Here is a 644-nt window from a genome sequence, read left to right as displayed (position 1 = left end):
CCCGCACGCGATCTCGGTCTACGACGTGGCGGTCGAGGACGGCGTGCCCTGGCTGGTCATGGAGTACCTGCCCTCCCGCAGCCTGGCGCAGGTCCTCGGCGAGCATCCGCAGCAGCGGTCCGGTGAGCGCCCCGGCGCGCTGGGGGGGAGTGATCCGCCCCGCCGCGACGCGGTGCAGCATGCCGAGGGCGTTCTCCTCCATGCCGAACGGCGGCACGCCCTCCAGGCAGGTGTAGAGCGTGGCGCCCAGGGAGAAGACGTCGCTGGCCTCGGTCATCGCGTGGCCCTGGGCGACCTCCGGCGCGAGGAACGCCGGGGTGCCGGTGATCTGGCCGGTCCGGGTGAGGGTGACGTCGCCGCTGGCGTGCGAGATGCCGAAGTCGGTGATCTTCACCAGGCCGGCGACGCGGCCGCCCTGGCCGATCAGCACGTTTGCCGGCTTCACGTCCCGGTGCACGATCCCCGCCGCGTGGGTGGCCGCCAGCGCGTCGGCGACCTGCGCGCCGATCTGCGCCACCAGGCCCACGGGCAGCACGCCGTCGCTACCGAGGACCTGCGCCAGGCTGCGGGAGGGCAGGTACTCCATGACCAGCCAGGGCACGCCGTCCTCGACCGCCACGTCGTAGACCGAGATCGCGTGCGGG

General features: G+C 73.6%; 1 protein-coding gene. It reads right to left on the bottom strand.

The genetic code is table 11. From position 1 onward, the window contains the following. A partial coding sequence (locus E9529_RS21480) for a serine/threonine-protein kinase (protein ID WP_236833286.1) occupies positions 1-644 on the bottom strand: 644 nt, incomplete at both ends.

This window comes from Blastococcus sp. KM273128 (assembly GCF_021698975.1).
GTDB lineage: Bacteria > Actinomycetota > Actinomycetes > Mycobacteriales > Geodermatophilaceae > Blastococcus.
The sequence above is the reverse complement of the archived record's forward strand: the minus strand, read 5'-3'. Positions and strand labels throughout refer to the sequence as shown.